Raw genomic sequence first — 21,924 nt, forward strand, 5'->3', positions numbered from 1 at the left:
ATATGGGGTATTATTTTGCTTGTGGTGCAGTCAACTTAACTTGATCACCTACCTGATAGTGATTCAGTAATATATTGGATACCGAATATTCAGTGTGATTTTGTTCAGGTTTAACCGCGAATTGATAAGTATTTTCAGAGGCATGAAGTACAGCGTACTGATGTGGTTGCTCAATATCTTTCTGTGGTACTTTGACTTTCACTGAAATGAATTCACCGCCATTGATCTGCGCAACAGCCTGTTGATCTATTGCCTGTACGGTAAATGTTTTTGTGTCTTCAGATGTATCAATCGCGATAATTTTAAAAGCTCTCCAACCTGCCCATCCGCCATTTTGAGCAACGAGGTTTTCATATTTTTGCTTTTCCACACCAATTAAAATATCTGCCAATTGTAGATAAGCAACTTTCCATGCAGCAATCAATTCAGAATCCATAGGAACATCTAAAACTTCACTAATAGAATGCAGTAGATTTTCTCCTACGATTGAATACTGATTAGGTTGAATATCTAAGCTTACATGCTTGGTTGCAATATGCTGAACTGCTTTTGCTAACACAGCAGGATTTTCAATATGTTCAGCATAAGCCAAAACAGCTGCTGCGAGCGCACGTGGCTGGCGTCCAGAATTTTGGCTATCTAAGTTAAAAATATTATTCAACTCAGGATTATTTCCCAACATTCTTTTATAAAAATAGCTGGTGAGTGCCACACCATTTTCACGAAGTACTGGGACTGTAGATTTTACAAGTTCAATATGTTGTGGAGTCATTGGCTAGACCTTTTATCTGGCTTTATAAGATGTATTTAAAATATATGTTTTAAAAATAATTTGCAAGAGTGATTAATAAAAAAGACCTATAAAAATTAAGGTTTATGGTGTTATTCTTGACTAAGATTATAAAAATATTAGATTTATTTTTATTTTTTTCGAGGTTTTATCATTGGCCTGATTTAAAATAAAAGGGAGCAGTAGTGCTCCCTAGTTCACTTTTTTAAATTTTAGCGCCCACCAAATAATGAACCTAATAAACCACGTACCAATTTTTGTCCTGTTGGACCACCAAGCGTTCTGGCTGCACTCTTGGCAAAAGTTCCAATGACATCCTGAGTGAGCTTGGCACGGGCAGCGGCAGCTTTGGCTTCCTCTTTTTGTAAACGTTCTTGCTCTTTGGCTTGTTGCTTATCTAACACCTGCTGTTGTTTGGCGAGTTCTTCCAGTTGTTTGGCTTGTTGTGCGGCTGCTTCAAAGGCAATTTGTTGTTGTGTGCTGTCCGTTACTTTACGTTGCAGCATTTCATAGGCACTGTCACGATCCACCTCATTATCATAAACACCCGCCACAATACTTTGAGTCATCAGTGCTTTGCGCTCCTCAGGCGTGATTGGGCTAAAAGAAGAGTAGGGGGGCATGACCATGCCACGTTCCACAATTTGAGGGGTACCTTGTTCATCTAAGAAACTAATTAATGCTTCGCCGACGGCTAATTCTGTAATGGCTTGATCAACTTTGAATTCAGGGTTGGCGCGGAACGTATCTGCGGCTGTTTTTACAGCTTTTTGATCTTTAGGGGTGAATGCACGTAATGCATGTTGTACACGATTTCCCAATTGACCTAACACATTTTCAGGGATATCCAGTGGACTTTGGGTAATGAAATAAATACCTACACCTTTAGAGCGAATGAGACGGACCACTTGTTGGATTTTCTCCTGCAATGTTGGGCTGGCATTATTAAACAGTAAATGGGCTTCATCGAAAAAGAACACCAATTTAGGTTTGTCTAAATCGCCAACTTCAGGCAACTTTTCAAATAATTCTGAAAGCATCCACAGCAAAAAGGTTGCATAAAGTTTTGGCGTATTCATCAGTTTATCCGCAGCCAATAGATTGATGTAGCCATGCCCGTTTGAATCAGTTTGAATAAAATCCATAATGTCCAAGCTTGGTTCGCCAAAAAAACGCTGTCCGCCTTGGTCCCCTAAAGCCAATAAATTACGTTGGATTGCGCCTAAGCTGGCAGGAGAGAGATTGCCATATTCTGCCTTTAAATCTGCCGCATTTTCGCTGACATAAGTCAGCATGGCTTTTAAATCCTTAAAATCAATCAATAACAAACCCTGATCGTCTGCAACACGGAATACGGCTGAAAGCACACCTTCTTGGGTATCGTTTAAATTTAGCATTTGTGCCAACAGTAAGGGGCCAATTTCTGAAATGGTGGTGCGGATGGGGTGCCCTTGTTCACCAAATAAATCCCAAAAAATGGTGGGTGAAGCTGCAAAAGGAATGCTGTCTATACCTAAGCTCTTAATACGCTCATCGAATTTAGGATTACTTGAGCCTGCTTTGGCAATACTGGATACATCACCTTTGGCATCAGCAAGAAATACTGGAACCCCAATTCTGGAAAAACTTTCAGCAAGCACTTTTAAAGTGAAGGTTTTACCTGTCCCTGTTGCGCCTGCAATGAGTCCGTGGCGATTGGCAAATTGTGAGTGTAGAACAATGTCTTGAGTGGAATCTGAGGTCTTTTTTGCAATGACGATTGGTGTGCCCATTGTTATTCCTATAGCTTTGATCTAAGTTCGAATCTTATTCATTTGACTCGGTATTTATATGCTTATCGTTATACAAAATTGCATAAATTGATGATGTTGTAAATCTGTGTTCAATGATAAAAAATTTTTCACGTATCAAAAGCGATACGTGAAGTTAAGCGAGATGAATAATAAAGAGATAAAAGATATAGATTTGACTTAAATTGTTTCAAGTGCAGTTTGAATATCAAGGATTAAATCTTCTGCGTCTTCTAGACCAATACAGAAACGTACCAAGATGCCTGCTTGCAAATGTGGATGCTCAAGCTGACGCATCTGATCAAGCTGATACAACATTACAAGGCTTATCGGTCCCCCCCAACTAAATCCAAGCTTAAACAACTGAAGATGATCGCAGAACTTGCGTACAGCTGTCAGATCAAACTCAGGCTTAAAGATAACACTAACCAACCCGGCACTTTGCTGAGTTTCACAGCTTTCTTTCCAATAGGTATGGCTGATATTGTCTGGGTCTGCTGGATGTAAAACCTGGGCAAAAGCATTTTGATCTTTTAACCAGTTTAATATCTTTAAGGTGGTTCTTGATTGATGCTCATAGCGTACACGCATAGAGGCGAGACTACGTTGTATTTGTGCGGCGTCATCAGCTGATATTGATATTCCCTGTATTGCATGCATACGGAACAACTGATGATGCAAAGCCCGGTCTTGTGTGACCACAGAACCCATTAAAATATCACCTCCACCACTTGGGTACTTGGTCAGAGCATGTATGCTGATATCAATGGCTAAATGTTCTTGGCTAAAATCAAAAGCATTAAAGGCAAGTCCTGCGCCCCAAGTATTGTCTAGAGCTGTCAAAATATTGTTGGCTTTGGCTTTTTTTACTAAATTGATCAAATCAGGAAATTCAAGTGTGACTGAACCGGCAGCTTCAAGCCAAATTAATTTCGCTTGTTGCGTTGGTTGGAATGAGTCAGCACAGATGGGGTCATAGACTTTGACAATAATCCCATAACGTTGTTCAAGATTACGTAAATGCTCCATGTTTGGACCATAGATATTGTCGGCAACCCAAACTTCGTCGCCATGACTCAACAAACATGAATTAACAAGGTTAATTGCGGATAATCCGCTGGGTGTCAGTAAGCAGTATTGTCCACCTTCTATTTTTGCAATGTTATCGCCCAGCGTAAATGTTGTGGGGGTGCCATGTGTTCCATAGCTATAGTCGTAATCATCTGTCCAATGGCGATTAAATAGTGCATCGGTATTTTCGAATATAATTGTAGATGCACGAAATAGGGGAGGCTGAACAGTATGAATATATTGTGGGGCTTGTCGCGGGGAATGAATTAAAGCGGTTTGTGGATTTAGCTTCACAAGAATACTCAAGATTTATCAATAATAGGACTAAAATAAGGAAAACATAATCACTCGGTGACGAAAAGCAATAATTTGTGAAAAATAATAAATAAAATTGATATTGGCTTCATTTTTGCATTTGTTGAACTGTGTTTTTTGATTTGTAGCGTAGTCGATACAACAAGAATAGGTGATAATATGAAAAAACTTAAAGTGCATTATTTTCAACATATTGCAGGTGAAGGCTTTGGCAGTTGCCATGAATATTTAAAGGCAATGGGTGCAGAAATTACTGCAACAGAGTTTTTTGCTTTACCCACAGATTCAGCATTGGATATAGATGCATTGCCTCATGTCAATGAGGTGGATTTGCTGATTATTATGGGCGGGGAAATGAGTGTAAATGATGAAGCAAATTTCCCTTGGTTAAAAGTGGAAAAACGTTGGATTAGGCGCTATCTGGCGTCTGAAAAACCAGCAATAGGATTGTGTTTAGGAGGGCAATTGATTGCGAATGCACTGGGTGCAAACGTACGCCGAAATACGGTGCAAGAGCTGGGTTGGACTTATGTCAATAAAAGTGATCATGTCCCTGAAGAATACTTTCAACTTCCTGAGCAGATCAGTGTTTTGCAATGGCATAGCGAAACATTTGACATTCCAAAAGGTGCGATTCGTTTGGCAGAAAATCAAGCATGCCCGAATCAACTCTATCAAATTGGTAAAAATGTCTTGGGCTTTCAGTTTCACCCAGAAATTACACCGCATAGCTTAAACATATTTATTGAGCATGAAGAAGAAGGAATGGTATTTAGCGATATACATCATCAGTCACTCTCCAATTTGAAAAAAACTCCAAGTTCAGATTATGTCATCGGAAACCAGTTACTCAATCATGCAATTGACTATGTTTTAAGAGTTTAAACCTTTGTTTAAATCTTAAACATTTCATTTCTTTGCCAATATCGCAATAATGCGAAAAAAATCCAAATTTATTTGCTTAAGCGTTAAACAATCGTTATAATGAGCGACCCTTCGATATGAAGGGGTGAATGGCGAAGAAAGTCATTCAGATCGTTACAGTCGTGGCATCGATCACGACCTTAGTGATTTTCACTGCCTTTGACACTTGCCTTATTTTAGTGGGGTGAGATGCGTCAAGGGTGATTCTTTATATATTTGGCTTGGAGTTAACTGGTATGTCTAACCAGAGAATTCGTATCCGTCTTAAGTCTTTTGATCATCGTTTAATTGATCAATCTTCTCAAGAGATCGTAGAAACAGCAAAACGTACTGGCGCACAGGTTTGTGGTCCAATTCCGATGCCTACTCGCATCGAGCGTTTTAACGTTTTGACATCACCACACGTAAACAAAGATGCGCGTGACCAATATGAAATCCGCACATATAAACGTTTGATCGACATCGTTCAACCTACAGACAAAACTGTAGATGCATTGATGAAGTTGGATCTTGCAGCTGGTGTTGATGTTCAGATCGCATTGGGTTAAGGCTTTCGGTTAATTAACGCTCTAAGTTAATTAGGCCGCTTTTTTAGAGGTTTATGCACATGGCTATTGGTTTAGTCGGTCGCAAGTGCGGTATGACACGTATCTTTACAGATGCTGGTGTTTCTGTGCCTGTAACAGTGATTGAGGTTGATCCTAACCGTATCACTCAAATCAAAACGCTTGAAACTGATGGTTATCAAGCGATTCAAATCACTACTGGTGAACGTCGCGAATCTCGCGTAACGAATGCTCAGAAAGGTCACTTTGCGAAAGCGGGTGTTGCTGCTGGTCGTTTGGTTAAAGAATTCCGCGTTGCAGAAGCTGATCTTGAAGGTCGTGAAGTTGGTGGAACTATCGGTGTTGATTTGTTCACAGTAGGTCAAGTTGTTGACGTTACTGGTCAATCAAAAGGTAAAGGTTTCCAAGGTGGTGTTAAGCGTTGGAACTTCCGTACGCAAGATGCTACACATGGTAACTCTGTATCTCACCGTGTAATTGGTTCTACAGGTCAAAACCAGACTCCTGGTCGCGTGTTCAAAGGTAAAAAAATGCCTGGTCACTTAGGTGATGATCGCGTAACTGTACAAGGTCTTGAGATTGTATCTATTGACGCAGAACGTTCAGTTCTTGTTGTTAAAGGTGCGATTCCTGGTGCTACTGGTGGCGACGTTATCGTTCGTCCTACGATCAAGGCCTGAGGGGAAATAACGTGAATTTAAAAACTGTTTCCGGCTCTGCTGTTGAATTGTCTGAAGTTGCTTTCGGACGTGAATTTAATGAAGCTCTTGTACACCAAGTTGTTACAGCTTATTTAGCTGGTGGTCGTCAAGGTTCTAAAGCTCAGAAGTCACGTGCAGACGTTTCTGGCGGTGGTAAAAAACCATTCCGTCAAAAAGGTACTGGCCGCGCTCGTGCTGGTTCTATTCGTAGCCCAATCTGGGTTGGTGGTGGTAAAACTTTTGCTGCTCGTCCACAAGATTGGTCTCAAAAAGTTAACCGTAAAATGTACCGCGGTGCAATGCAATGTATCTTAGCTGAACTTGTTCGCCAAGATCGTCTTGTATTGGTTGAAGAGTTTGCAGTTGAAGCTCCAAAAACTAAAGAATTGCTTGCAAAACTAAACGGCTTGAACGCTACTCGCGCATTAATCGTTACTGAAGCTGTAGATGAAAATCTATACTTAGCTGCACGTAACCTTCCACACGTTGATGTGGTAGATGCTGCTGGGATCGATCCTGTTGGTTTGATTGCGTTCGATAAAGTTGTTATGTCTGTTGCTGCTGCTAAGAAAATTGAGGTAGAACTCGGATGAACAACGAACGTATCTATCAAGTCCTAAAAGGACCTGTATTCTCAGAAAAAGCACAAGTTTTAGGTGAAACTGCTGGTGTTCAAGTATTTAAAGTTGCACTTGATGCAAACAAACTTGAAATCAAAAAAGCAGTAGAACAATTATTTGGTGTGGAAGTTGTTAAAGTTAACACGACTATCACTAAAGGTAAGACTAAGCGCTTTGGTCGTACATTAGGACGTCGTTCTGATGTTAAAAAAGCATACGTCACCCTGAAAGCTGGCCAAGATGTTGAAATGGCTGACTTGGGCGATACCGCTGAAAGCGCAGCGGAATAAGGACGAAAATTATGCCGATTCAAAAATGTAAGCCAACGTCTCCAGGACGTCGCTTTGTAGAGAAAGTGGTTCATAATCACCTTCACAAAGGCGCGCCTTATGCACCGTTGGTTGAAGCTAAAAAACGTACTGGTGGTCGTAATAACAACGGTCACATTACTACTCGTCACGTTGGTGGTGGACATAAACAACACTACCGTATCGTTGACTTCAAACGTAACAAAGATGGCATTCCTGCTGTAGTTGAGCGTATTGAATACGATCCTAACCGTACATCTCATATTGCTTTATTGAAGTATGCTGACGGTGAGCGTCGTTATATTATCGCTGCTAAAGGTTTACGTGCTGGTGATAAAGTTCAGTCTGGTAACGATGCTCCAATTCGTCCAGGTAACTGCTTGCCACTTCGTAACATGCCTATCGGTTCTACACTACATAACATCGAGCTTAAAATCGGTAAAGGTGCACAATTAGTGCGTTCTGCTGGTACTTCTGCTCAGTTGTTGGGTCGTGACGGTTCTTACGCAATCATTCGTCTTCGTTCAGGCGAAATGCGTAAAGTACACGTTGAATGTCGTGCTGTGTTAGGTGAAGTATCTAACTCAGAAAGCAACCTTCGTTCACTTGGTAAAGCAGGTGCTGCACGCTGGCGTGGCGTTCGTCCTACCGTTCGTGGTATGGCGATGAACCCAGTAGACCATCCACATGGTGGTGGTGAAGGGCGTAACAAAGGTATTCAACCTGTAAGCCCATGGGGTCAAAAAGCTAAAGGGTACAAGACTCGTACCAATAAGCGTACGACTAAGATGATCATTCGCGACCGTCGCGTTAAGTAACAAGTAAAGGAATCTGACAATGCCTCGTTCTCTGAAAAAAGGCCCATTCGTCGATGCGCACTTGTTCGCTAAGGTTGAAGCGGCAATCGCGGCTAATAACCGTAAGCCGATCAAAACTTGGTCGCGTCGTTCGATGATCCTCCCGGATTTTGTTGGTTTAACAATTTCTGTACACAATGGCCGTAACCATGTTCCAGTGATCGTATCTGAACATATGGTTGGTCATAAATTAGGTGAATTCGCGCCAACTCGTACCTATCGTGGTCACGGTGTTGACAAGAAGTCTAAACGTTAATAGGTGCTATGATGGAAGTAACTGCTAAATTACGCGGTGCCGCTATCTCGGCACAAAAAGCACGTTTGGTTGCAGATCTAATTCGCGGCAAATCTGTTGCGCATGCTTTGAATATCTTGAACTTCAGCAACAAAAAAGCTGCAGTTTTAGTTAAAAAAGCTTTGGAATCTGCGATTGCAAACGCTGAACACAATAACAGTTTAGATGTTGACGATCTTAAAGTATCTACGATTTACGTTGATGAAGGCATGAGCCTTAAACGTATTATGCCACGTGCTAAAGGCCGTGCAGATCGTATTACTAAGCGTACTTGTCACATTACCGTTAAGGTAGGGGTTTGATATGGGTCAGAAGGTTCATCCAATCGGTATCCGCCTTGGTGTTGTAAAACGTCATAACGCCAACTGGTATGCGAGTCCGAAACAATACGCTGAATATTTGCTTAAAGATCTTCAAGTTCGTGAGTTTTTAACTAAAAAACTTAAAAGCGCGATGATCAGCAATATTCTTATCGAACGTCCTACAGGCGCTGCTAAAGTAACTATTAGCACTGCTCGTCCAGGTATCGTGATCGGTAAAAAAGGCGAAGACATTGAAAAATTACAGCGTGAACTCACCACTATTATGGGTGTTCCAGCGCAAGTAAGCATCAACGAAATCGATCGCCCAGATTTAGACGCTCGTTTAGTTGCTGAAGCAATCGCTTCTCAATTAGAGAAACGTGTAATGTTCCGTCGTGCTATGAAGCGTGCGGTTCAAAACACGATGCGTGCTGGTGCTAAAGGTATCAAAGTTGAAGTTTCTGGTCGTTTAGGCGGTGCAGAGATTGCACGTACTGAATGGTATCGTGAAGGTCGTGTACCTTTGCATACACTTCGTGCCGATATCGACTATGCAACTATGCGTGCTGAAACTACTTACGGTACGATTGGTGTTAAAGTTTGGATTTTCCGTGGTGAGATCTTAGGTGGCATGAAACAAGTCATGAACCCTGCTCCTGCTGAAGAACGTCCAGCTAAACGCGGTCGCGGTCGTGGTGAAGGTCAAGAGCGTCGTGGTCGTCGCAATGATCGTTCTGCTGAAAAAGGAGAATAATCCATGTTGCAACCTAAACGTACTAAATTCCGTAAGGTGCAAAAAGGCCGTAACACTGGTCTAGCGCATCGTGGTAGCACAGTATCTTTCGGTACAATCGCACTTAAATCTATTGAACGTGGTCAAATGACTGCGCGTCAAATTGAAGCTGCGCGTCGTACAATTAGCCGTCGTGTTAAACGTGGTGGTAAGATCTTTATCCGTGTTTTCCCAGACAAACCAATTACTGAAAAACCATTAGAAGTTCGTATGGGTAAAGGTAAAGGTTCTGTGGAATACTGGGTTTGCCAAATCAAACCAGGTAAGATCTTGTACGAAATGGATGGTGTTAGTGAAGAATTGGCACGCGAAGCGTTCACGCTTGCGGCTGCTAAGCTTCCATTTAAAACCACTATCGTTACTAAGACGGTGATGTAATGAAAACTAAAGATCTACGTGAAAAGTCGGTAGAAGAGTTGACAGCTTTGCTTGATGAGCAACAGTTGAACCAATTCCGTCTTCGTATGGCGAAAGCAACAGGTCAATTGGGTAAATCGCATGAAGTTGCGTTAACTCGTAAGACTATTGCTCGTATCAAGACCCTCCTTACCGAAAAACAGGGGAACGCACAATGAGTGAGCAAACAGTTCGCACGTTAACAGGCAAAGTCGTAAGTGACAAAATGGACAAGTCTATTGTTGTACTTATCGAACGCCGCGTTCAACACCCGTTGTACGGCAAATCAATCCGCCGTTCAACAAAATTACACGCTCATGATGAGAACAACACAGCTAAAACTGGTGATGTTGTGACCATTAAAGAAAGCCGCCCAATTTCAAAAACTAAAGCTTGGACTTTAGTGGAAGTTATTGAAGCAGCTGCTGAGTAATTAGACGTTCTTGTTGCATCATCGGTCAATTTCGAGTACTCTTTGAGCCTTTCGAAATTGCGACCGGTGATGCTCGGTTTTGGAGTAGGGCAATGATTCAGACCGAAAGTATGCTAGACGTAGCAGACAACAGTGGTGCTCGCCGCGTACAATGTATTAAAGTACTTGGTGGTTCACATCGTCGTTATGCTTCTGTTGGCGACATTATTAAAGTTACTGTAAAAGAAGCAATTCCACGTGGCCGTGTTAAAAAAGGTGACGTGATGAATGCAGTTGTGGTTCGTACTAAATTCGGTATTCGTCGTCCAGACGGTTCTGTGATCCGTTTCGATGATAATGCTGCAGTTATCTTGAACAACAACAAGGCTCCGATTGCCACTCGTATTTTCGGACCAGTGACTCGTGAACTTCGTACTGAACAGTTCATGAAAATCATTTCATTGGCTCCTGAAGTTCTATAATAGAGGCAATCATGGCTAAGATTAGAAAAGGCGATCAAGTAATCGTGATCGCAGGTAAAGAAAAAGGCAAACAGGGTACTGTTTTGTCTGTTTCAAATGACCAAGTTAAGGTTGAAGGCCTTAATTTAGTTAAGAAGCATCAAAAGCCGAACCGTGCAACAGGTGCTGAAGGCGCTATCGTTACACAAGAAGCTTCGCTTCATATTTCAAACGTGGCAATTTTTAATGCTGCAACCCAAAAGGCTGACCGTGTTGGTTACCAAGTGATTGAAGGCGTGAAAACTCGCGTTTACAAATCAAATGGTGAATCAGTGGCGGTAGCGAAGTAATAGGTTGAAATAGGCTATGGCCAGACTTAAAACACGTTATAACGACGAAATCCGAGCTAAGTTGAAAGAAGAACTTGGTTTGGGTAATGTGATGGAGATTCCTCGCATCACTAAAATCACCATCAACATGGGTGTTGGTGCGGCTTCAGCTGACAAGAAATTGTTAGATGGCGCTTTGGCGGATATGCAAGCTATTGCTGGTCAAAAACCAGTGCTTACATTAGCGCGCAAATCAATCGCTGGTTTTAAAATCCGTGATGGTTGGCCGATTGGTTGTAAAGTAACTTTACGCGGCGAACAAATGTACGAATTCTTAGACCGTTTGATCTCTATTGCGATCCCTCGTATTCGTGACTTCCGCGGTTTTTCTGCGAAATCATTCGATGGTCGTGGTAATTATTCAATGGGTCTCAAGGAACAAATTATGTTCCCTGAAATCGATTTTGATAAGATCGATCGTATTCGTGGTATGGATATTACTATCACTACGACTGCTCGTACTGATGACGAAGGCCGTGCGCTAATCCGTGCATTCGGCTTCCCGTTCAAATAAGAGGTCGATATGGCTAAGAAAAGTATGATTAATCGCGAATTGAAACGCGAAACTACAGTTGCTAAATACGCTGCTAAACGTGCTGAATTAAAAGCTACGATTGCAAACGTAAATGCTTCTGATGAAGAGCGTTTCGAAGCGATGATGAAGTTACAAGCATTACCACGTAATGCGTCTCCAGTACGTCTGCGTAACCGTTGTGGTTTAACTGGTCGTCCTCATGGTTACTTCCGTAAGTTCGGCTTAAGCCGTAACAAATTACGTGACACAGTAATGCAAGGTGATGTACCGGGCGTTGTTAAGGCAAGCTGGTAAGGAGCGACTATAAATGAGTATGCAAGATACCGTTGCCGACATGCTAACACGTGTTCGTAACGCACAAATGGCAAAGAAACAAACTGTTTCTATGCCTAATTCTAAGTTGAAAGTTGCAATTGCAAACGTACTTCAACAAGAAGGTTACATTTCAAATGTAGAAGTTGCTGATCTTGAAGGCAAAGCTACTTTGACAATTACTTTAAAATATTTTGAAGGCAAACCAGTTATCGAAACTGTGAAACGTGTAAGCCGTCCAGGTCTACGTCAGTATCGCGGTAAAGATGCACTTCCGAGCGTTAAGCAAGGTTTAGGTATTGCAATTGTTTCTACAAGCAAAGGCATCATGACTGATCGCGCTGCACGTGCTGCAGGCGTTGGTGGTGAAGTTATTGCTTTTGTTTCTTAATAGGTGATTCCTCATGTCTCGTGTGGCTAAAGCCCCAGTAACTGTACCTAACGGTGTAGCAGTTACTCAGAACGGCCGGCAGGTCGAAGTGAAAGGCAGCAAAGGTACGTTGTCTTTCAACCTGCATGCGCTGGTCGAGCTTAAACAGGAAGAAGGTCAACTTCATATTGCTCCAGTTAAAGAATCTCGTGATTCTTGGATGCAAGCTGGTACTGCTCGCGCTGTTCTTAATAACCTTGTAAAAGGTGTTAACGAAGGCTTCGAACGTAAGTTACAACTGATCGGTGTTGGTTATAAAGCTGCGGTTAAAGGTACTGTTGTTAACCTTAACCTTGGTTATTCTCATCCAATCGATTACGCTCTTCCAGAAGGTGTAACTGCTGAAACTCCGACTGCTACTGAAATCATTTTGAAATCAGCTAACAAACAATTGTTAGGTCAAGTTGCTGCAGAAATCCGTGGTTACCGTCCGCCAGAGCCTTATAAAGGTAAAGGTGTTCGTTATTCTGACGAAGTTGTTCTTCGTAAAGAAGCTAAGAAGAAATAAGGCGCGAGGTTCTTATGAACGAAAAGAAACAATCCCGTTTGCGTCGTGCGAAAAGCACACGCTTGCACATTCGTGCATTGGGTGCGACTCGCTTGTGTGTAAACCGCACGCCGCGTCACATCTATGCTCAAGTTATTTCTGCAGATGGTGGCAAAGTATTAGCGCAAGCTTCTACTTTGGATGCATCTTTACGTAGCGGAACTACTGGTAATGTAGATTCAGCTACTAAAGTAGGTGCTTTAATCGCAGAACGTGCAAAAGCTGCTGGTGTAACTAAAGTTGCATTTGACCGTTCTGGTTTTAAATATCATGGTCGTATCAAAGCCTTGGCTGATGCTGCTCGTGAAAACGGCTTGGAGTTCTAATCATGGCTAAAGTTGAACAAAACGAAGGTCTTGTTGAAAAGCTGGTTGCCGTTGATCGTGTAGCCAAAGTTGTTAAGGGCGGTCGTATCTTCTCTTTCACAGCATTAACTGTTGTGGGTGATGGTAATGGTCGTGTAGGTTTTGGTCGCGGTAAAGCGCGTGAAGTTCCAGCTGCTATTTCTAAAGCACTTGAAGCTGCACGCCGCAACATGATCACAGTTGATCTTGTTGATGGTACTGTACAACATCCTATTAATGCTCGTCATGGCGCTAGCCGTGTTTACATGCAACCTGCATCAGAAGGTACTGGCGTAATCGCTGGTGGTTCTATGCGTGCGGTTTTAGAAGCTGCTGGTGTACGTAACGTATTGACGAAGTGCTATGGTTCTACTAACGCAGCTAACGTTGTAAACGCGACTTTTAACGGTTTGCGTGATATGACTTCTCCTGAGAAAGTTGCTGCGAAACGTGGTCTTTCAGTAGAACAAATTTTAGGGTAATCAATCATGAAAACGATTAAAGTTACCCAGACTAAGTCTTCTTCGCATCGTTTGAAAAATCACAAACTTTGCCTACAAGGTTTAGGTCTGCGTCGTATTGGTCATACAGTAGAAGTGGTAGATACTCCTTCTAACCGTGGTATGATCAACAAAGTCTACTATATGGTTAGTGTAGAGGAATAAGCCATGACTCTGCGTTTAAATGAGCTTGCACCTGCTGAAGGTGCAAAACGTGAAAACCGTCGTTTAGGCCGTGGTATCGGTTCTGGCGTTGGTAAGACTGGTGGCCGTGGTGTCAAAGGTCAAAAATCACGTAAAAGTGGTGGCGTTCGTCCAGGCTTTGAAGGTGGTCAAACTGCGTTATATCGTCGTTTACCTAAATTCGGTTTCACAAGCCAATTGGCTTTGAAAACTGCTGAAGTACGTTTGTCTGAACTTGCTAAAGTTGAAGGTGATATCGTTTCACTTGAAACTTTGAAAGCTGCGAATGTAGTACGTAAAGATATGTTGCGTGCTCGTGTCGTTCTTTCTGGTGAAATCACTCGTGCATTCACTGTTCAAGGTGTTGCATTGACTAAAGGCGCTAAAGCTGCTGTTGAAGCTGCTGGCGGTAAAGTCGAGGAGTAATCGCGAGTGACTATGTCTCCTAGTTCTACAGGTCATGTTAACATGATGAAAGGTCAACCATTTCATGTGAAATACCGTGAAATTATTCGCCGATTAATGTTCTTGATTGGCGCATTGGTGGTCTTTCGACTAGGAGCGCATATTCCGCTGCCAGGTATTGATAATGTTGCTCTAGAACGTTTTTTCAAAGCTAATGAAGGTACTTTCTTAGGTTTGTTTAATATGTTCTCGGGTGGAGCATTAGAACGAATGTCCATTCTTGCGTTGGGAATCATGCCATACATTTCTGCATCTATTATTGTGCAGTTAATGTCAACAGTGGTTCCTTCGTTAGAAGCATTGAAGAAAGAAGGCGAGCAAGGTAAGCGTAAGATTAATCAATATACGCGTTACGGCACTTTAATACTTGCATTGGTTCAAGGTATCGGGATGTGTGCTGGTCTGATCAGTCAGGGAATTACTTTGACGTCAGGGCTGGCTTTTTACGTTCCAGCGCTAACATCGTTAGTTGCAGGTACTATGTTCCTAATGTGGTTAGGTGAGCAGATTACTGAGCGTGGTGTTGGTAACGGTATCTCAATGATTATCTTTGCAGGTATTGTTGCTGGTTTACCCAACTTAGTGATTCAAGCATTTACTTCGGTAGATAATGGTCAATCCAGTCTTATTGGTTTGGCGGTATTTGGATTGCTATCAGTTGCTGTGTTAGCCGCAATCGTGTTTATTGAGAAAGCTCAACGTCGCATACCTGTAAACTATGCACAAAAACAGCAAGGTCGTCGTGTATTTACTGCACAGCAAACGCATTTGCCATTGAAAATCAACATGGCAGGGGTAATTCCAGCAATTTTCGCAAGTTCGTTATTGTTGTTCCCTGCAAGTTTAGGACAATGGTTAGGCAGTGCTGATCCAAATGCAGGAATTGTAAAACGTAGCCTACAAGATTTGGCATTGGTATTATCGCCTGGACAACCGTTGTATTTAGTGCTCTTCGGTGCGTTAATTATCTTTTTCTGTTATTTCTACACGGCGCTTGTATTTAGCCCGAAAGAAGTATCAGAGAACTTGAAACGCAGTGGAGCTTACGTACCTGGTATTCGCCCAGGTGAGCAAACTGCTCGTTACTTAGATCATATTCTTAATCGTTTGACGTTTATTGGTGCAATCTACATCACGGTCATCTGCTTAATGCCGATGATTTTACAAAGCTCTTTCGGTATTCCATTCCATTTGGGTGGTACCTCATTGCTAATCGTGGTTGTTGTTGTGATGGACTTTATGGCTCAGCTTCAAGCCCATCTGACTTCGCATCAGTATGACAATCAATCGTTAATGAGAAAAACGACTGCTCATCCTAAGGGATAAGCGCACTTAGAAGGTTTCATCATGAAAGTACAAGCTTCTGTAAAGAAAATTTGTGGTAGCTGTAAAGTTATCCGTCGTAATGGGGTTATTCGCGTAATTTGCAGCGCAGAACCTCGTCATAAGCAGCGTCAAGGTTAATTTAATTAAGACCTGTTGATTTCAGTAGGCTAATTAGGTTATTATCCGCCCCTCAAGATTTTTGTGGGGCGGTTGATTATCTCTACTGCCTTTTTGGAGAAATTTGAATGGCTCGTATTGCCGGTGTAAACATTCCGGATAACAAGCATGCTGTTATCTCTCTCACGTATATTTTTGGTATTGGTCGCCACACTGCTAAGAGCATCTTAGCTGCTGCTGGTATTGCAACTACGACTAAAATCCGTGAATTAGATGACGCTCAGCTTGATGCGATTCGTGCTGAAGTTGCTAAGGTTCCTACCGAAGGTGACTTACGTCGCGAAATTTCCATGAACATTAAACGTTTAATGGATTTAGGCTGCTATCGCGGTCTTCGTCATCGTCGCGGCTTGCCTGTTCGTGGACAACGCACCAAAACTAACGCACGTACCCGTAAAGGTCCGCGCAAACCTATTAAGAAATAAGATTTCTGGAAGCTAAAAGATGGCTAAAGATACTCGCACACGCAAGAAGGTCACTCGTACCGTCTCTGAAGGTGTTGCACACATTCACGCTTCTTTTAATAACACCATTGTTACGATTACTGATCGTCAAGGTAATGCATTGGCTTGGGCTACTTCAGGTGGACAAGGCTTCCGTGGATCACGTAAATCAACTCCGTTTGCTGCTCAGGTAGCTGCTGAAGTTGCTGGTAAAGCTGCTTTAGATTACGGTTTGAAAAACTTGGACGTCCTTGTTAAAGGTCCTGGTCCAGGTCGTGAATCTGCGGTTCGTGCATTAGGTGCAGTGGGTTATAAAATTAACAGCATTACCGATGTGACTCCGATTCCGCACAACGGTTGCCGTCCACCTAAAAAACGTCGCGTGTAAGGAGAAACATTCATGGCTCGTTATATTGGTCCAAAATGCAAACTCTCTCGCCGCGAAGGGACAGACCTGCAATTAAAATCTGGCGTTAAACCTTTTGACGTCAAAACAAAAAAATCTGCTAAAGCTCCTGGTCAACATGGCCAAAGCCGTGCTAAACAATCTGAGTATTCACTACAATTACGTGAAAAACAAAAAGTACGTCGTATGTACGGTGTTTTAGAGCGTCAATTTAGTAATTACTACAAAGAAGCTGCTCGTGTTAAAGGCGCAACTGGTGAAAACTTGTTGAAATTGCTTGAAAGCCGCCTCGATAACGTTGTTTATCGCATGGGTTTTGGTTCTACACGTGCAGAAGCTCGTCAGCTGGTATCTCACCGTTCAATCACTTTAAATGGTCGTCGCGTTAACATCGCGTCTATCCAAGTTAAAGCGGGTGACGTGATTGCAGTTCACGAAAGCGCTAAACAACAATTACGTATTAAAAACGCAATTGAATTGGCTGCTCAACGTGGCACAGCTGCTTGGATTGACGTAGATCATTCAAAACTTGAAGGTACATTTAAAGCTGCACCTGATCGTTCTGATTTACCTGCTGAAATCAACGAAAGCTTGATTGTAGAATTGTATTCTAAATAATCCTTGAGGTAGCAATAATGACGCGTACTGCAAACGAGTTTCTAACTCCGCAAGCGATCAAGGTCGAAGCGGCAAGCGGGACCTCGGCAAAAGTGATTCTTGAACCATTAGAGCGTGGCTTCGGTCATACTCTTGGTAATGCTTTACGTCGCATCCTATTGTCTTCTTTACCTGGCGCTGCTGTGGTAGAAGTTGAAATAGAGGGTGTCGAGCACGAGTACAGTACTTTAGAAGGCTTGCAGCAGGACATCGTCGAGCTCTTGCTGAACCTAAAAGGATTGTCTATTAAGCTGTTCGATCAAAACGAAGCATATTTAACATTGGAAAAGCAAGGTCCTGGCGATGTAACTGCTGCAGATCTTCGCTTACCGCATAATGTTGAAGTGGTTAACCCTGAACATTTGATCGGTACTTTAAGTGCTTCAGGCTCATTAAAAATGCGCTTGAAAGTTTCTCAAGGTCGTGGTTATGAAACTTCTGACTCACGTTTCCCTGAAGGTGAAACGCGTCCTGTAGGTCGTTTACAGTTAGATGCTTCTTATAGCCCAATCAAACGTGTGTCTTACACAGTAGAAAATGCTCGTGTAGAACAACGTACTGACCTTGATAAGCTCATCATTGATCTTGAAACAAATGGAACTGTTGATCCTGAAGAAGCGATCCGCAAAGCGGCAACAATCTTGCAACAACAAATTGCAATTTTTGTTGATCTTCAGAAAGATCAAGCTCCAGTTGCTCAAGAGCCACGTGAAGAAGTTGACCCAATCTTGCTTCGTCCAGTTGATGATCTAGAGCTTACTGTTCGTTCTGCTAACTGTTTGAAAGCAGAAAATATTTACTACATTGGTGATCTAGTACAGCGTACTGAGGTTGAGTTGCTTAAAACTCCTAACCTAGGTAAAAAATCGCTTACTGAGATCAAAGATGTTCTGGCTTCTAAGGGCTTACAGCTCGGCATGCGTTTAGAGAACTGGCCACCAGCTAGTCTCCGTATGGACGATCGTTTCGCCTATCGTAGCCGTTAATTAAGTAGGACTATCACCATGCGTCATCGTAATAGTGGTGTGAAATTAGGCCGTACCAGCAGCCATCGTAAAGCGATGTTCCAAAACATGGCGAATTCATTGTTTGAGCACGAGTTAATTAAAACGACTGTGCCTAAAGCAAAAGAGTTACGTCGTGTAGCTGAGCCTTTAATCACTTTAGCTAAAAACGATACTGTAGCAAACCGTCGTTTAGCGTTTGCTCGTACTCGTTCAGCAGCAACAGTTGGTAAATTATTTACCGTTCTTGGCCCTCGTTACAAAGAACGTAACGGCGGTTATCTACGTGTTCTTAAAGCTGGTTTCCGTGCAGGTGATGCTGCGCCGATGGCTTATGTAGAGCTTGTGGATCGTGAAGTAAACTAATTACTTACGTCATAGAACAATCGGTTGTTCGAAAAAGGTCGGTGTTTCACCGACCTTTTTTTGTGCCTGTATTGTTAGACAATTTTTTAAATTTGTCCTCAATTGACATGAATTTTGTCAGAAAAATTCAAACTTGACATTGCGTATTGTCAAATTTATGCTTTAATAAAAATGTACTCTTAAAAAGGTTATAAAAAGAACATGGAAAAGCAAGTTGATATTCTTATCGTAGGCGCAGGGATCTCTGGTATCGGTGTTGCTGCACATCTTTCTAAAAACTCGCCACAACGTTCATTTGAAATTATTGAACGTCGCGCTAGTTTTGGTGGTACTTGGGATTTATTTAAGTATCCCGGCATTCGTTCTGACTCTGATATGTCTACATTTGGCTTTAATTTCAAGCCTTGGCAGAAAGCCAATGTCTTAGCAGATGGTGCTTCGATTAAAGGCTATGTTGCTGAGGTGGTCGACGAGTTTAAGTTAAAAGATAAAATTCATTTTAATCATCGTGTGCGTACTGCTAACTATGATTCTTCAATCAAAAAATGGGTTGTTGAAATTGAAGATGAAAATCAAAAATTACAAACTTGGGTTGCCAATTTTGTTGTAGGGTGTACGGGTTATTACAATTACGATCAAGGTTATCAACCCGATTATCCAGGTAAAAATGATTTTAAAGGCGAGTTTGTGAATCCACAGTTCTGGCCAGAAAACCTAGATTACACAGGCAAAAAAGTGGTGATTATTGGCAGTGGTGCAACAGCGATCACGCTTGTTCCTGCAATGTCAAAAGGCGGAGCGGGTCATGTAACCATGTTACAACGGTCACCAACATATATTGCTTCTATTCCATCGATTGATTTTGTCTATGATAAAATGCGTAAAGTATTACCTGAAGATGTTGCCTATAAACTGACCCGTGCACGTAATATTGGCATGCAGCGTGGAATTTATGCACTTGCCCAAAAGCAGCCAAAATTACTCCGTAAGTTCTTGCTCAAATCCATTGAAATGCAGTTAAAAGGTAAAGTGGATATGAAACATTTTACCCCTAGTTATAATCCTTGGGATCAGCGTTTATGTGTGGTTCCAGATGGGGATTTATTTAAAATTTTACGTTCCGGTAAAGCCAGTGTGGAAACAGACCATATTGAGAAAATAACTGAAACGGGTATTCAGTTAAAATCAGGTAAGCATTTAGATGCTGACATTATTGTATCTGCAACAGGTCTGGATATTCAGATTCTAGGCGGCATCAAAGCGACACTCGATGGCAAACCATTGAATACTTCACAGCACATGCTTTATCAGGGCGTAATGGTCAGTGATGTACCGAATATGGCGATGATCATTGGTTATATTAACGCTTCCTGGACACTTAAAGTAGATATTGCTGGTGAATATATATGCCGACTACTTAACTATATGGATAACAAAGGCTACGATGAAGTTATTCCTCAAGGTGATGCAACAGAGTTGATGGAAGATACCGTGATGGGTAGCTTAAGTTCAGGCTATATTGCTCGTGCTGCTGACGTAATGCCAAAACAGGGGAAACATGCACCTTGGAAAGTGACGAATAACTATCTTGCAGATCGTAAAGAACTTAAAAATGCCAAGTTTGATGATAGGGTTTTAAAATTTCATAAACGTGAAGCGGAAGTCAAAAAAAGCCTAAACTGGTTTCTTGATTGAATCTGTTTTTAAGTTTGAACGTAGTAACAAAAAAGGAGCCATCGCTCCTTTTTTCATGTTAGAAAAGTATTTCCAGCAGGGTTTTCTGTAATTGAATCTTTTGTCAGTGAACAATGAATGCTGAATAGTTTTTAATGGTGTAGTACATGAATCTATTGAATTGAAAATAAAAAAGGAGCCGAAGCCCCTTGATCAAACCATTTAAATTATAAGGAACGTGAAATGAGTTCTTTCATAATTTCATTGGTTCCTGCATAAATTCGATTGGCACGATTATCAATATAGGCCCGGGCAATTGGATATTCCATCATATAGCCATAGCCGCCATGCAATTGTAGACATTCATCAACAACATTTGAAAAGAGTTCGGAAATTTTATATTTTGCAGCTGCGGCAGCATCAACCCCCAAACTTCCTTCAAGTTGTAATTCCATACAACGATCAAGGTAAGCACGGCAGAAATCAATTTCTGTACGCATTTCTGCAAGTTTGAAACGTGTATTTTGAAATGCACCAATCGGTTTACCAAAGGCTTTACGATCTTTGGTATATTGAACAGTATGTGCCAGTGCTGCTTCTGCGCCTGCCTGACAGATAATAGCCACCAACATACGTTCCCATGCCAACTCTTTCATCAGCATGATGAAGCCCATACCTTCCATACCCAAAAGATTTTCTTTCGGTACTCGGACATCTTCAAAGAAAAGTTCACAAGTGTCTTGACCTTTCATTCCAATTTTATTGAGCGGTTTACCTTTGGTAAATCCAGCACGGTCTGCTTCAACGATAATTAAGGACAAGTTTGCCGAACCTTTATCTGAATTGCCTGTTTTACAGACCACAATCGCCATATCGCAAAGATAGCCGTTGGTAATAAAGATTTTGGATCCATTGATGACATATTCATCACCGTCCAGAACTGCTGTTGTGCGAACCCCTTGTAAGTCAGATCCTGTACCCGGTTCAGTCATTGCAATCGCAGTCACAGTCTCACCAGACGCCATTTTAGGCAACCAATGTTTCTTTTGTGCTTCGTTGCCAAAATTATTGATATAGTTTGCAACAATATCTGAATGCAGAGAAAAGCCTGTAGAAGAATCCATCGCATAGGCTTGTTCTTCAATTAAAATCATACTGTAAAGGCGATCTACACCGTAACCGCCATATTCTTCAGGCATCGTTGCACAGAGCAGACCCAGTTCGCCAGCCTTGTTCCACAGGTCGCGATCGACATGTTGTTGTTGCTCATACTTAGCAATATTCGGTACAACTTCTTTTTCATAGAATTTTCGTACAGTTTCACGAAAAGCTTCGTGATCTGAATTAAATAATTGGCGTGGTAACATATTGCTTAGAGGTCGAATTGCACCTGATTGCATTTTTATAATATCCATATGAGTTTTAGTGAGTAAAAATTAGGTGAATTGATGAATTGCCGCAATGAGATGAATGCTCAAAACTTATTTTTAAATGATGAATTTGGTCATTTCAAAGAATTTAGCGCGAAATTAGTGGTGAATAAGGTAAACTAAGCCAGAACTGAA

Annotated in this window: 32 protein-coding genes and 2 pseudogenes; 30 read left to right on the top strand and 4 right to left on the bottom strand. The window is 41.8% G+C overall.

The features are described 5' to 3' along the window. Positions 1-10: 10 nt before the first annotated feature. The 3 genes from OSH00_RS08260 to OSH00_RS08270 all read right to left on the bottom strand — a co-directional run bounded on the left by OSH00_RS08260 (position 11) and on the right by OSH00_RS08270 (position 3,945). Positions 11-772, bottom strand: coding sequence for a globin domain-containing protein (locus OSH00_RS08260; protein WP_266130033.1), 762 nt, complete (start codon positions 770-772; stop codon positions 11-13). Positions 773-1,002: 230 nt separating this feature from the next. Further along, a complete protein-coding gene (locus OSH00_RS08265) occupies positions 1,003-2,562 on the bottom strand; it encodes a helicase HerA-like domain-containing protein (protein WP_266130034.1) in 1,560 nt (519 codons plus the stop codon). Between the two features lie 198 nt (positions 2,563-2,760). Continuing rightward, a complete protein-coding gene (locus OSH00_RS08270; protein ID WP_266130035.1) occupies positions 2,761-3,945 on the bottom strand; it encodes a PLP-dependent transferase in 1,185 nt (394 codons plus the stop codon). A gap of 180 nt (positions 3,946-4,125) precedes the next feature. On the opposite strand from OSH00_RS08270, the gene OSH00_RS08275 reads away from it, so the two are divergent. The 30 genes and pseudogenes from OSH00_RS08275 to OSH00_RS08420 all read left to right on the top strand — a co-directional run bounded on the left by OSH00_RS08275 (position 4,126) and on the right by OSH00_RS08420 (position 20,376). After that, complete coding sequence (locus OSH00_RS08275) at positions 4,126-4,851, top strand: type 1 glutamine amidotransferase (protein WP_266130036.1); 726 nt, start codon at positions 4,126-4,128, stop codon at positions 4,849-4,851. Between the two features lie 275 nt (positions 4,852-5,126). Next, positions 5,127-5,438: a 30S ribosomal protein S10 gene (rpsJ, locus tag OSH00_RS08280; RefSeq protein ID WP_004725677.1), complete on the top strand. Its 312-nt coding sequence runs from the start codon at positions 5,127-5,129 to the stop codon at positions 5,436-5,438. 59 nt (positions 5,439-5,497) lie between these two features. Then, on the top strand, positions 5,498-6,136 hold the full coding sequence (gene rplC / locus OSH00_RS08285; protein ID WP_004825193.1) for a 50S ribosomal protein L3: 639 nt from the start codon (positions 5,498-5,500) through the stop codon (positions 6,134-6,136). A gap of 11 nt (positions 6,137-6,147) precedes the next feature. Then, positions 6,148-6,750, top strand: a complete 603-nt coding sequence (gene rplD / locus OSH00_RS08290) for a 50S ribosomal protein L4 (protein WP_004816870.1) — start codon at positions 6,148-6,150, stop codon at positions 6,748-6,750. Beyond that, on the top strand, positions 6,747-7,067 hold the full coding sequence (rplW, locus tag OSH00_RS08295; protein WP_004825192.1) for a 50S ribosomal protein L23: 321 nt from the start codon (positions 6,747-6,749) through the stop codon (positions 7,065-7,067). Before rplD ends, rplW begins: the two co-directional genes overlap by 4 nt. 11 nt (positions 7,068-7,078) lie before the next feature. Continuing rightward, positions 7,079-7,903 carry a 50S ribosomal protein L2 gene (rplB, locus tag OSH00_RS08300; protein ID WP_196075063.1) on the top strand — a complete coding sequence of 275 codons (825 nt, stop codon included), beginning with the start codon at positions 7,079-7,081 and terminating at the stop codon, positions 7,901-7,903. A gap of 19 nt (positions 7,904-7,922) precedes the next feature. Beyond that, positions 7,923-8,198 (top strand): 30S ribosomal protein S19, encoded by a 276-nt coding sequence (gene rpsS / locus OSH00_RS08305; protein ID WP_004281508.1) that lies wholly within the window; start codon positions 7,923-7,925, stop codon positions 8,196-8,198. Between the two features lie 11 nt (positions 8,199-8,209). Further along, a complete protein-coding gene (gene rplV / locus OSH00_RS08310; RefSeq protein ID WP_001982638.1) occupies positions 8,210-8,539 on the top strand; it encodes a 50S ribosomal protein L22 in 330 nt (109 codons plus the stop codon). Position 8,540: 1 nt separating this feature from the next. After that, positions 8,541-9,357, top strand: a pseudogene (gene rpsC / locus OSH00_RS08315) (30S ribosomal protein S3). After that, entirely contained in the window at positions 9,297-9,710 is a 414-nt protein-coding gene (rplP, locus tag OSH00_RS08320) for a 50S ribosomal protein L16 (protein ID WP_004825189.1), read from the top strand. The pseudogene rpsC and the gene rplP overlap by 61 nt, the downstream one beginning before the upstream one ends. Continuing rightward, positions 9,710-9,907, top strand: coding sequence for a 50S ribosomal protein L29 (gene rpmC / locus OSH00_RS08325; RefSeq protein ID WP_004825188.1), 198 nt, complete (start codon positions 9,710-9,712; stop codon positions 9,905-9,907). The genes rplP and rpmC overlap by 1 nt, the downstream gene beginning before the upstream one ends. After that, entirely contained in the window at positions 9,904-10,161 is a 258-nt protein-coding gene (gene rpsQ / locus OSH00_RS08330; RefSeq protein WP_004725698.1) for a 30S ribosomal protein S17, read from the top strand. Before rpmC ends, rpsQ begins: the two co-directional genes overlap by 4 nt. A 92-nt stretch (positions 10,162-10,253) precedes the next feature. Further along, positions 10,254-10,622: a 50S ribosomal protein L14 gene (gene rplN / locus OSH00_RS08335; RefSeq protein WP_004725701.1), complete on the top strand. Its 369-nt coding sequence runs from the start codon at positions 10,254-10,256 to the stop codon at positions 10,620-10,622. A gap of 11 nt (positions 10,623-10,633) precedes the next feature. Next, positions 10,634-10,951 (top strand): 50S ribosomal protein L24, encoded by a 318-nt coding sequence (rplX, locus tag OSH00_RS08340; protein ID WP_196075062.1) that lies wholly within the window; start codon positions 10,634-10,636, stop codon positions 10,949-10,951. A 16-nt stretch (positions 10,952-10,967) separates the two neighbouring features. After that, positions 10,968-11,504, top strand: a complete 537-nt coding sequence (rplE, locus tag OSH00_RS08345; RefSeq protein ID WP_004725705.1) for a 50S ribosomal protein L5 — start codon at positions 10,968-10,970, stop codon at positions 11,502-11,504. A gap of 9 nt (positions 11,505-11,513) precedes the next feature. Next, complete coding sequence (gene rpsN, locus OSH00_RS08350; RefSeq protein WP_004725707.1) at positions 11,514-11,819, top strand: 30S ribosomal protein S14; 306 nt, start codon at positions 11,514-11,516, stop codon at positions 11,817-11,819. Positions 11,820-11,832: 13 nt separating this feature from the next. Beyond that, entirely contained in the window at positions 11,833-12,228 is a 396-nt protein-coding gene (rpsH, locus tag OSH00_RS08355) for a 30S ribosomal protein S8 (RefSeq protein WP_004725709.1), read from the top strand. Between the two features lie 13 nt (positions 12,229-12,241). Next, on the top strand, positions 12,242-12,775 hold the full coding sequence (gene rplF / locus OSH00_RS08360) for a 50S ribosomal protein L6 (protein ID WP_004725711.1): 534 nt from the start codon (positions 12,242-12,244) through the stop codon (positions 12,773-12,775). Positions 12,776-12,789: 14 nt separating this feature from the next. Beyond that, positions 12,790-13,140 carry a 50S ribosomal protein L18 gene (rplR, locus tag OSH00_RS08365; RefSeq protein ID WP_004725713.1) on the top strand — a complete coding sequence of 117 codons (351 nt, stop codon included), beginning with the start codon at positions 12,790-12,792 and terminating at the stop codon, positions 13,138-13,140. A gap of 2 nt (positions 13,141-13,142) precedes the next feature. Next, complete coding sequence (gene rpsE / locus OSH00_RS08370; protein ID WP_004825184.1) at positions 13,143-13,640, top strand: 30S ribosomal protein S5; 498 nt, start codon at positions 13,143-13,145, stop codon at positions 13,638-13,640. A gap of 6 nt (positions 13,641-13,646) precedes the next feature. After that, positions 13,647-13,823 (top strand): 50S ribosomal protein L30, encoded by a 177-nt coding sequence (gene rpmD / locus OSH00_RS08375; protein ID WP_004825182.1) that lies wholly within the window; start codon positions 13,647-13,649, stop codon positions 13,821-13,823. A 3-nt stretch (positions 13,824-13,826) separates the two neighbouring features. Continuing rightward, positions 13,827-14,267, top strand: coding sequence for a 50S ribosomal protein L15 (gene rplO / locus OSH00_RS08380; protein WP_196075061.1), 441 nt, complete (start codon positions 13,827-13,829; stop codon positions 14,265-14,267). A gap of 45 nt (positions 14,268-14,312) precedes the next feature. Then, the gene (secY, locus tag OSH00_RS08385) at positions 14,313-15,632 is read left to right on the top strand and encodes a preprotein translocase subunit SecY (protein WP_196075073.1); all 1,320 of its coding nucleotides are present in this window, start codon (positions 14,313-14,315) and stop codon (positions 15,630-15,632) included. 21 nt (positions 15,633-15,653) lie between these two features. Continuing rightward, on the top strand, positions 15,654-15,770 hold the full coding sequence (gene rpmJ, locus OSH00_RS08390; RefSeq protein WP_000867907.1) for a 50S ribosomal protein L36: 117 nt from the start codon (positions 15,654-15,656) through the stop codon (positions 15,768-15,770). Between the two features lie 107 nt (positions 15,771-15,877). Continuing rightward, complete coding sequence (gene rpsM / locus OSH00_RS08395; protein WP_196075060.1) at positions 15,878-16,234, top strand: 30S ribosomal protein S13; 357 nt, start codon at positions 15,878-15,880, stop codon at positions 16,232-16,234. A gap of 19 nt (positions 16,235-16,253) precedes the next feature. Beyond that, positions 16,254-16,640 (top strand): 30S ribosomal protein S11, encoded by a 387-nt coding sequence (rpsK, locus tag OSH00_RS08400; RefSeq protein ID WP_001040166.1) that lies wholly within the window; start codon positions 16,254-16,256, stop codon positions 16,638-16,640. A gap of 12 nt (positions 16,641-16,652) precedes the next feature. Further along, a complete protein-coding gene (gene rpsD, locus OSH00_RS08405; RefSeq protein ID WP_004825175.1) occupies positions 16,653-17,276 on the top strand; it encodes a 30S ribosomal protein S4 in 624 nt (207 codons plus the stop codon). Between the two features lie 17 nt (positions 17,277-17,293). Then, complete coding sequence (locus OSH00_RS08410) at positions 17,294-18,301, top strand: DNA-directed RNA polymerase subunit alpha (RefSeq protein WP_004650465.1); 1,008 nt, start codon at positions 17,294-17,296, stop codon at positions 18,299-18,301. Positions 18,302-18,319: 18 nt separating this feature from the next. Beyond that, entirely contained in the window at positions 18,320-18,685 is a 366-nt protein-coding gene (rplQ, locus tag OSH00_RS08415) for a 50S ribosomal protein L17 (RefSeq protein ID WP_004281488.1), read from the top strand. A gap of 201 nt (positions 18,686-18,886) precedes the next feature. Next, a pseudogene (locus tag OSH00_RS08420) lies at positions 18,887-20,376 on the top strand (flavin-containing monooxygenase). A gap of 210 nt (positions 20,377-20,586) precedes the next feature. Here the strand turns inward: OSH00_RS08420 and OSH00_RS08425 are convergent. Beyond that, the gene (locus OSH00_RS08425; RefSeq protein WP_266130037.1) at positions 20,587-21,759 is read right to left on the bottom strand and encodes an acyl-CoA dehydrogenase family protein; all 1,173 of its coding nucleotides are present in this window, start codon (positions 21,757-21,759) and stop codon (positions 20,587-20,589) included. Between the last annotated feature and the right edge of the window lie 165 nt (positions 21,760-21,924).

The organism is Acinetobacter nematophilus (genome assembly GCF_026344175.1).
Taxonomy (GTDB): Bacteria; Pseudomonadota; Gammaproteobacteria; order Pseudomonadales; family Moraxellaceae; genus Acinetobacter; species Acinetobacter nematophilus.